The sequence below is a fragment of the Acidovorax sp. HMWF018 genome (assembly GCF_003061035.1).
Lineage (GTDB): Bacteria > Pseudomonadota > Gammaproteobacteria > Burkholderiales > Burkholderiaceae_C > Acidovorax > Acidovorax delafieldii.
In genome coordinates this window covers 1-8,178 of record NZ_QAIM01000509.1, presented here as the reverse complement: position 1 = coordinate 8,178, position 8,178 = coordinate 1, and the positions used below count along the sequence as shown (strand labels likewise).

Annotated in this window: 6 protein-coding genes, 1 pseudogene and 1 riboswitch; of the genes and pseudogenes, 3 read left to right on the top strand and 4 right to left on the bottom strand. The window is 64.5% G+C overall.

Annotated elements, in window-relative coordinates; genetic code table 11:
• On the bottom strand, positions 1-1,722 hold a 1,722-nt coding region (locus DBR23_RS21600; RefSeq protein ID WP_233250656.1), incomplete at its 3' end, for a TonB-dependent receptor domain-containing protein.
• 81 nt (positions 1,723-1,803) lie between these two features.
• Positions 1,804-2,043, bottom strand: a riboswitch (cobalamin riboswitch).
• Positions 2,044-2,200: 157 nt separating this feature from the next.
• Here DBR23_RS21600 and DBR23_RS21595 point away from each other — a divergent pair.
• From DBR23_RS21595 to DBR23_RS21585, 3 genes are all read left to right on the top strand, one after another.
• Positions 2,201-2,425, top strand: a complete 225-nt coding sequence (locus DBR23_RS21595) for a hypothetical protein (RefSeq protein WP_015014799.1) — start codon at positions 2,201-2,203, stop codon at positions 2,423-2,425.
• Entirely contained in the window at positions 2,422-2,793 is a 372-nt protein-coding gene (locus tag DBR23_RS21590; protein WP_056064363.1) for a cell division protein ZapA, read from the top strand. Before DBR23_RS21595 ends, DBR23_RS21590 begins: the two co-directional genes overlap by 4 nt.
• A gap of 393 nt (positions 2,794-3,186) precedes the next feature.
• Entirely contained in the window at positions 3,187-4,002 is an 816-nt protein-coding gene (locus DBR23_RS21585) for a sulfite exporter TauE/SafE family protein (RefSeq protein ID WP_056747157.1), read from the top strand.
• Positions 4,003-4,070: 68 nt separating this feature from the next.
• Here DBR23_RS21585 and DBR23_RS21580 read toward each other — a convergent pair whose 3' ends face one another.
• The 3 genes and pseudogenes from DBR23_RS21580 to DBR23_RS31440 all read right to left on the bottom strand — a co-directional run.
• A complete protein-coding gene (locus tag DBR23_RS21580) occupies positions 4,071-6,515 on the bottom strand; it encodes a bifunctional diguanylate cyclase/phosphodiesterase (RefSeq protein ID WP_108499546.1) in 2,445 nt (814 codons plus the stop codon).
• A complete protein-coding gene (locus DBR23_RS21575) occupies positions 6,512-7,816 on the bottom strand; it encodes an HD-GYP domain-containing protein (RefSeq protein WP_233250655.1) in 1,305 nt (434 codons plus the stop codon). The genes DBR23_RS21580 and DBR23_RS21575 overlap by 4 nt, the downstream gene beginning before the upstream one ends.
• Positions 7,817-8,037: 221 nt before the next feature.
• Positions 8,038-8,178 (bottom strand): annotated as a pseudogene (locus DBR23_RS31440) (sulfite exporter TauE/SafE family protein); the annotation flags it as partial.

Here is an 8,178-nt window from a genome sequence, read left to right as displayed (position 1 = left end):
GCCGAGCACATTGGTATTGGCCACGGTGTCGAAGCGGCGGCCCGACGCCTGCACTTCGGCGCCCACGGTCCAGCCCGCCAGGCGGGTGTCGGCGCCGAAGGTGGCGTGCTGCTTGGCGCGGCGCGCCAGCTGCTTGCCGGTGTCCAGATCACGCGGGCGTTGCAGGTCAATGGAGCCATGCAATTGCACGTCGCCCACGCGGTGCGAGCCCGCAAACGTCACGCCCTTGTATTCGGCGCGGGCCGTGTTGGCGTAGCAGCCAAAGTCCGACAGGCACGTGCCTGGGCCAGAGAACGAAATCAGGTTGCTGACACGGTTGCGGAACAGCGTGGCAGAGAAGGTGCTGTTGCCCTGGGCGTAGCGCAGCGCCACTTCGGCATTGCGGCTGCTTTCGGGGCGCAGCGTGGCCACGCCATATTCGCTGAAGCGGTGGTACAGCGTGGGCGCACGGAAGGCCGTGCCCACCGACGCCGTGGCGCGCCACTGCGGGGTGATGGCGTAGCCGTAGGCCACGCTGCCAGTGCTCTTGCCACCGAACTCGCTGTCCGAGTCGTGACGCAGATTGAGCTGCACCGTGTGGCCTGCAGCGTTGTAGCCGTAGCCCAGCGCCAGCGCGTCTTGCGAGCGTTTGGCGTCGATGGGCTTGTTCTCCAGCCGGTCTTCGCGGCGCTCCAGGGCCGCCGTGACCAGGTGCGCGCCCTGGCGCCATTCATTCTGGAAGTAGTAGCCACGCAGGCGCGTGTCGCTCAGGTACGGCGAGGGGCGGGTTTCGTATTCGTCGCGCGAGTCGGTGATGGAAAAGCGCGTCTTGTAGGCACTGCTCCACTGCGCGATCCAGTTGAGGCCCAACGCGTGCATGGTGTGCAGGTTGCGGTCGTCCTTGCCCAGGCCGCTGTCGTAGCCGCTGTTGGTGTCGTTCAGCATGAGGGCGCCTTCGAGGCGATGCACTGCGTTCACCTGCAGGCCTACCCGCGCGTGGCCTGCCGTGCTGCGGTAGCCGTCACGGTCGGGGTTCTGTCCAGCGATGGGGCGCGCGTTGAAGCCCTTGCTGTCATCACGCGCCAATCCCAGGGCGTAGTCCAGCGTGCCGCTGGCACCACTGATCCCTGCCTCGAGCTTGGTGGTGTTGTGGCTGCCCACGCCCACGCCCACGTAGGGCGCCGTGCCGTTCTCACCGCGCTTGGTGAAGATCTGCACCACGCCGCCCAGGGCGTCCGAGCCATAGACAGCACCCGCCGGACCGCGCAGCACTTCAATGCGGTCGATGAGGCCCAGCGGAATGCTCTCCCAGGGCGCGCCACCGGTGGATTGCGAGTCGATGCGCACCCCATCGATGTACACCGCAGTAAAGCGCGACTCCGCGCCACGCAGAAACACGCCAGTGGTGGTGCCAGGGCCACCGTTGCGCGAGAACTCCACACCGGGGAGACGGGCCAGCAAGTCGGCCAGACCGGTGGCGCCACTGCTTTCGATGGTTTCGCGGTCCACGATGGAGATGTCGGCCACCAGGTCGGCCAGCGGCTGCGGGGTGCGCGTGGCTGCCACCACCGTTTCAGACAACGACGGTGCGCGCAGGTTTTGCGCCAGCAGCTCGCCGGTGGCCGGGGCGGTCTGTGCGAAAGCGGCGCAGGCGCTGCCAGCCAACAGTGACAGCAGTGCCAGGCGTGGGGCGGGCAGGCGCAACGACGCCACAGGGCGCGCACGAAGGGTACGGATTTTCATGGGGATCAAGGTCAACAAACAACCCGGGCCGGCCTCCCGCCAGCATGTGGGTGATACAGCCGCGCAGCGCCAAAAAAGGGCGCACGCAGCCACCGTGTTGGCCGGTATCCGGGCTGGCGGAACACCCCCCCAATGCCTTCCCAGGCGCTTGTTCAAGGCGCCCAGTGGCTTATGGATGGAGAGAGAATCAGGTGATTCGTCCGCTGACCGTTGCGGGGGCAGCGCAGGCTGGGCGGGTACCGGTGGTACGGCGCCTCCCTGCTTCCCGTTGAACTGCGGCATGTGAACCACACCGCGAGCACCAACATTTGGATTTTACGACCGTTTACAAGCTGCTCCCAGCGCGCCAGATCAAGCGGGCAACTCCGCATGGCACCCACGCGGCCGACAATGCACTTGTATCTGTTGCGCATTGCACACCACCGCAGCTTGGGGCCAGGGACCGCTCGGTGTCACACCGCCTACAATCCAAGGCTGTATGGCAATACCGTCCCCCACCGACCAGATCGCCGAGCGCGTGGAGCGCCTGCTGCTGCGACATGCGGAGTTGCAGCGCACCAATGCCCTGCTGGCTGATCAAGTTGCGGCACTGACGCAGGAGCGCGACTCGCTCAAATCCCGCTTGAGCGCAGCACGCGCCCGGGTGGATGCCCTGCTCGAACGCCTGCCCGCCGCCGCGCCGCTCACGAAAGAAGCCGAATGAAGCAAATCGAGGTGCAGATCCTGCAGCAAAGCTATCTGCTGACCTGCCCCGAGGGCCACGAAAGCCGCCTGCTGGACGCCGTGGAGCGCGTGGACACCGCGATGACGCGCATCCGCGATGCGGGCAAGGTCCGGGCGCGGGAACGTATCGCCGTACTGGCCGCGCTGAACCTGGCCTTCGAGATCGCCGACCGCGAAGCCGCAGACCTTGCGGCTGCAGCACAGCCCGTGGCAAGTCCATCTGCCAGTGCCAGCGCTCCCGTGGTGGGGCACCAGGAAAGCCTGCTGCCGGATACCGACCAGCAGCGTCTGCAAAGCCTGGTACAGCGTCTGGACGACGCTCTGGGCGACGACGGACGCCTTCTCTAGTCCTTGGTGTGCTAAGGCACACCGCTCCTCTTGCCCGTCCGTCACAGCCGCTTGCGGTCTTTACATCACCCCGAGCGCGCAGCGCCCGCTGGCAGCACCTACAATTGGCGGGTCTGCGAAGCTGTCGGGCTTAATATTTCCTTGAACCAATGCTCATTGAGCTCGGGCTTGGTACATCGTCCGGTGAGCGTGATCATCTCGCGTCAGATGAACCCAACGCCAGGCTGCCCTCGCCCACCTGACCCCCCGGTTCAGGATGAGAGTTCGGTGGCATTCGCAGACACCCTCTTCCCCATGCCCTGTCATTGCAAGCACTTGCTGCTGCGTCCGTGACAGGGCATTTTTCGCGGTTTTCCGCGTGCTCTGTTGTCCTTTGTTGCCTGATATCCCGCCATGCTCGATCCCTTGCTGATTGTTGAACTCGGTGTGCTCGGCCTGGCCACAGGCTTTCTGGCGGGACTCTTGGGCATTGGAGGGGGCATGCTGCTGGTGCCGTTCCTGACCTACATCCTGGGCGCTCGTCAGGTGGCGCCTGACTTGGCGGTGAAGATGGCGATTGCCACCTCCATGGCCACCATCATGTTCACCTCCATCTCCAGCGTGCGTGCCCATCACCGGCGCGGCGCCGTGCGGTGGGACATCGTCCAGCGACTCGCGCCCGGCATTGTGCTGGGTGGTTTCATCGCCAGCCTGGGTGTGTTTGCACTGCTCAAGGGCTCGTTTTTGGCGATCTTCTTCGCGCTGTTTGTGAGCTTTTCTGCCACGCAGATGTTTCTGGACAAGAAGCCCGCGCCCACGCGCCAGATGCCGGGTGGCGCAGGCCAGGTGGCGGCAGGCGGCGTGATCGGCTTTCTGTCGGGTCTGGTCGGCGCGGGTGGCGGCTTTGTCAGCGTGCCCTTCATGACCTGGTGCAATGTGCCCATCCACAACGCGGTGGCCACCAGCGCCGCTCTGGGTTTTCCCATCGCGCTGGCCAACGTGATCGGCTACGCCATTGGCGGGCAGAACGTGAGCGGCTTGCCACCGGCATCGCTGGGCTATATCTGGCTGCCGGCACTGGGAGTGATTGCCAGCTGCAGCGTGCTGACGGCCCCGCTGGGAGCCAAGGCGGCGCACAATCTTCCCGTCAAGCAGCTCAAGCGCGTGTTTGCCTCGTTGCTGTTTGGCCTGGCGGCCTACATGCTGTGGAAGGGCGTTTCGGCCGTATAAGGCCGACACAGAGGCGGACTCTCGGCCGTCTACCGAGCCGCAACCTCTGGTCGCTGAGCGCTGGAGCTTCAGGTGCTCAGCGGTCGGTGACGCCCCTGGGCCTTCAGCGGCAGGGGTTGGCTCAGCATGGCGCGGAACTGGTCTGCCGGCAGCCCCGGCGCACACAAAAAGCCCTGGTAGTGCTCGCACTGCATTTGCTGCAGCACCGCCTGCTGGGTTTCAGTCTCCACCCCTTCGGCCACCACTTCGATGTGCATGGCGCGGCCCATGCTGATGATGGCACTGACAATGGCACGGTCGCCATCGTCGTCGGGCAGGCCGCGCACAAAGGACTGGTCGATCTTCAGCTTGTGAATGGGTAGTTTCTTGAGATAGGCCAGGCTCGAGTAGCCGGTGCCGAAATCGTCGATCGCCAGGCCAATGCCCAGGTCTGCCAGCACGCGCAGGCGCTGCTCCATCTCCTGTGCGTCCTGCAGCAGGATGGATTCTGTCAGTTCCAGCTCCAGCAAAGTCGGAGGCAGTTGATGCACCGCCAGCAGGCGCGTGATGCGGTCCACAAAATCGGGCTGGCGAAACTCCAGCGCAGACACGTTCACGGAAATCATGATGGGCGTGCCGCTGTGCATCCACAGGGCGGCCTCGCGCACCGCTTGCTCCATCACCCAGGCGCCCAGCGTCACGATGTAACCCGACTCTTCAGCCAAGGGAATGAACACGGCAGGCGAGACGGCGCCGAACTCTGCATCCGTCCAGCGCAAAAGCGCCTCGGCGCCGGTGATGCGCCCGGTCGCCATATTGACCTGAGGCTGGTAGTGCACAGCCATGCGCTGCAGACCCAGCGCCTGGCGCATCGCATGTTCCATCTGCATGCGCGCAAGCAGGTTGGCGTTCATCTGCGGCTGGTAGAAGCCATAACTGCCGCGCCCACGCTCCTTGACGCGGTACATCGCGGTGTCGGACTGCTTGATGAGGTCGTCCAGCGTAGCGCCATCTTGCGGGTACAGCGCAATACCGATGCTGCACTGGATCGAAAAGCCCATGCTGTCGAGCATGAAGGGCTTGAGCATGTCGTCCAGAATCCGGCGCGCCACGCTCTCCGCAACGGATGCGTCGCCACCGTGCAGGTAGATGACAAATTCATCCCCCCCCAGGCGGCACAGCATGTCGGTTTGCCGCAAACAGGTCTGCAGACGCTCGGCCACCAATTGCAGCACCCGGTCCCCAAAGGGGTGCCCCAGGGAGTCATTGATGATCTTGAATCGGTCCATGTCCAGGAACAGGATCGCAAAGCCGGTGTCGCTCTGGCGTGCTCCCTGAATGGCGGTATCCACGCGCTGAGACAGCAGCAGGCGGTTGGGCAGACCGGTGAGGGCATCGCTGTAGGCCAGCTCTTCGATTCGCTTTTGCGCGGCGTGCTGCAGTGTGAGGTCGCGCATGAAGCCAATGCTTTGCACCAGCCGCCCTTCATCATCCCGCAGGGCCACCCAGGACAACTGGACAGCACAATACGCACCGTTGTCGCGGGGCAGCCACAACTCGCCTTCCCAGAAGCCATCCTGCGCCCAGCCCTGCAGGACCTGCTCCATGAACGAGGCATCCGAGCCACCGCCAAAAAGCGAGGCTGCCACACAGCCTTCAAAACCCTTGGCCGTGGGCCCCACGAGCCGCTCACACCCCGGGTTCATGCGCATGATGCGGTGCTGGCTGTCTGCGATGAAGATCGCATCCAGACTGGACTCGAACACGCGCGCGGCCAGGCGAAGGCTGGCCTGGATCTCGGTCTGGCGGGTGATGTCCCGGAACGAATACACCCGGCCCACCGCACGGCCCTGGCTGAACTGCGGCACCGTGCGCATCTCCAGCACCACACCATTGCGCAACTCGACGATGTCGGTGCTCTCTTGCGTCGGCTCGCGGTCGATGGCTGCCAAGCGTTCGGCATACAAACGGGCGTCTGCCACCTGGTCCGCCATGAAGGCGTATACCGCAGCATCGTCACGCTCTACCAGCAGCTGGCGCGGCAGGTTCCACAGTTGCGCCAGGCGCTGGTTGAATGCCCGCACACCGCCGTCCAGTCCACACACCAGCATGCCGTCGGCAGCGGAATCCAGCGTGGCACGCAACTCAGAGAGCAATGTCTCCAACTCGCGCTCGGTGGTCTCCTGGCGGCTGCGGTCCAGCATGGTCAGCAGCAGCACACTGGTGCCACTCGCCCCCCAAGGCACTCGCCGGACGCAACGCTGCACCGGTACCAGACTGCCATCGGCACGCAGCAAACTGGTGTGGGCAGGAACGCCTTGGGCAATCACATCGGCCGGCTCGGACCAGAACGCCAGCTCCTGGGGCGTGCTGGCCAGATCCAGCACAGACCGCCCCTGCATGTCAGCGGCAGACAGCCCTGTCAGACGCTCGGCGCCTGCGTTGGCTTGCAGAATGTGCTGGTTTGTCTCATCCAACAGCCACACGGCCTCCTGCAGGCCATCCAGCCATCCGAGCGATTGCAAGTCGTTCACGCCGAGGCCTCGTCAGGGCCGGGACTGACCGCTCGCTCAAAAAAGTAACAGATCCGCTGTCGAGGCGACAGGTAGTCCAGCGCGTCACGCGGGAGCTGCGCGGGCTTGAGGCTGCGCCGTATGCCCAGTTCAGGTACGGTTTCCAGATCCAGTATCGGCGCTTCATCCTTCGGTACGCGCGGGTCGTGCACGATGACCTTGGGCCGCAGGGGCCGCGACGAGTTGACCGATGCCACGATGGCATACCGGTCGTTGACCAACTGCACGATGGAGCCGGGCGGGTACACCCCCATCATGCGAATGAAAGCCCCCAGGACCACCGAATCAAACCGCGCCTTGAGCTGGGCAAAGATGACGGATAGCGCCTCATGCGGCGTCAGCGCCGTCACACCCATGGCCGGGTTGCACATCCGGTCGTATTGATTGACCAGTGCCAGGACCTGGCTCATGCGCCCCAGGTCAGGCCCCTTCAAGCGTTGGGGAAACCCGCTGCCGTCACACATCTCGTGGTGCCGGGCCACTGCCGTCAGCACCGCATCGGCAAACCCCATGCGTTTGGCCAAGGCCACGGATTCCACCACGTGGGTCTCGTAGCGCGTGCGCTCCATGGGGATCATGGAGGGCGTAGGCTGACGCAGATTGGGCGGCAGCTTGAGCTTGCCGATGTCATGGATCAACGCGGCAACACCCAGATCGTGCAGCTCCTCGCTTTTCATGCCCAGGGACCGACCCAGCAGCAGCGATATCACCATCACATTGATCGGATGCAATCCGTTGCGCTCGCCCACCCCCTCGGACAGCAGCCGAATGACGGAGTCGCCGTTTTCCAGCAGTTCGGTAACACACCCCGAAACCAGTGCCTCCCCCTTGGCCCTAGCCTGGTCCGGGTGCTCTGACACCGTGCGCTCCATGGACTGGTACTGCCGCGTGGCTTCCGAGAAACGCTGGTTGCAGGCAGCCAAGGCCCGGTTTTGCGCTTCCAGCAGCTCGCGGCGACGCTGTGCCTCGGGGTCAACGACAGTGGTCGTGCCAGGCCCGGGCGCATCCAGGCCGTTGGGCGGCGGCACTGTCATTTCAGGCACGCTCCAGGCGGCCGGCACCAGCTCCTGGAGTTCAGGATCGCTCTTCTTGGGGACGTAACGCACCTCGGTCAGTCCCAGCTCCCGCAAGGTGGTGATCTGCTCCGACGACGCCACCCGAAAACTGCTGGTCGGGAACGGATGATGCATCCAGCCCACGTCGAGCTGGATGTACATGCCGACACGCAGTTGGCTGATGTCGATGAGGATGGATGAGTTCACGTCAGGCGCACGATACATGGCGACATCAATGCCACCAATAGTTACGCAGATTATCACCAGTTCCAGTGACGTGGCGAAGAACCGGCAGGCCGCGCAGCGATCCGGCAACACTTGACTGAAAGCGGGCCTGGCTGGACCACCCCAGTCCCCGCGACAAAGGCATCGCCCACCTTCCAGCCGCGGGGCGACTGGGTTCATGTGGACGGATCAGCGCCGCGCGCTCAGCGGCACCAGAGCGACGGCTTGTAAATGAGATCCATCCACAGTGCCCAGGCAGCTACCGCGCACAGCATGGCGCCTGCGGCCCTCGTACCCCACTGCGCCCGCGCGAGATTCAGGCGGTTGCGAAGGCTGCTCCAAGC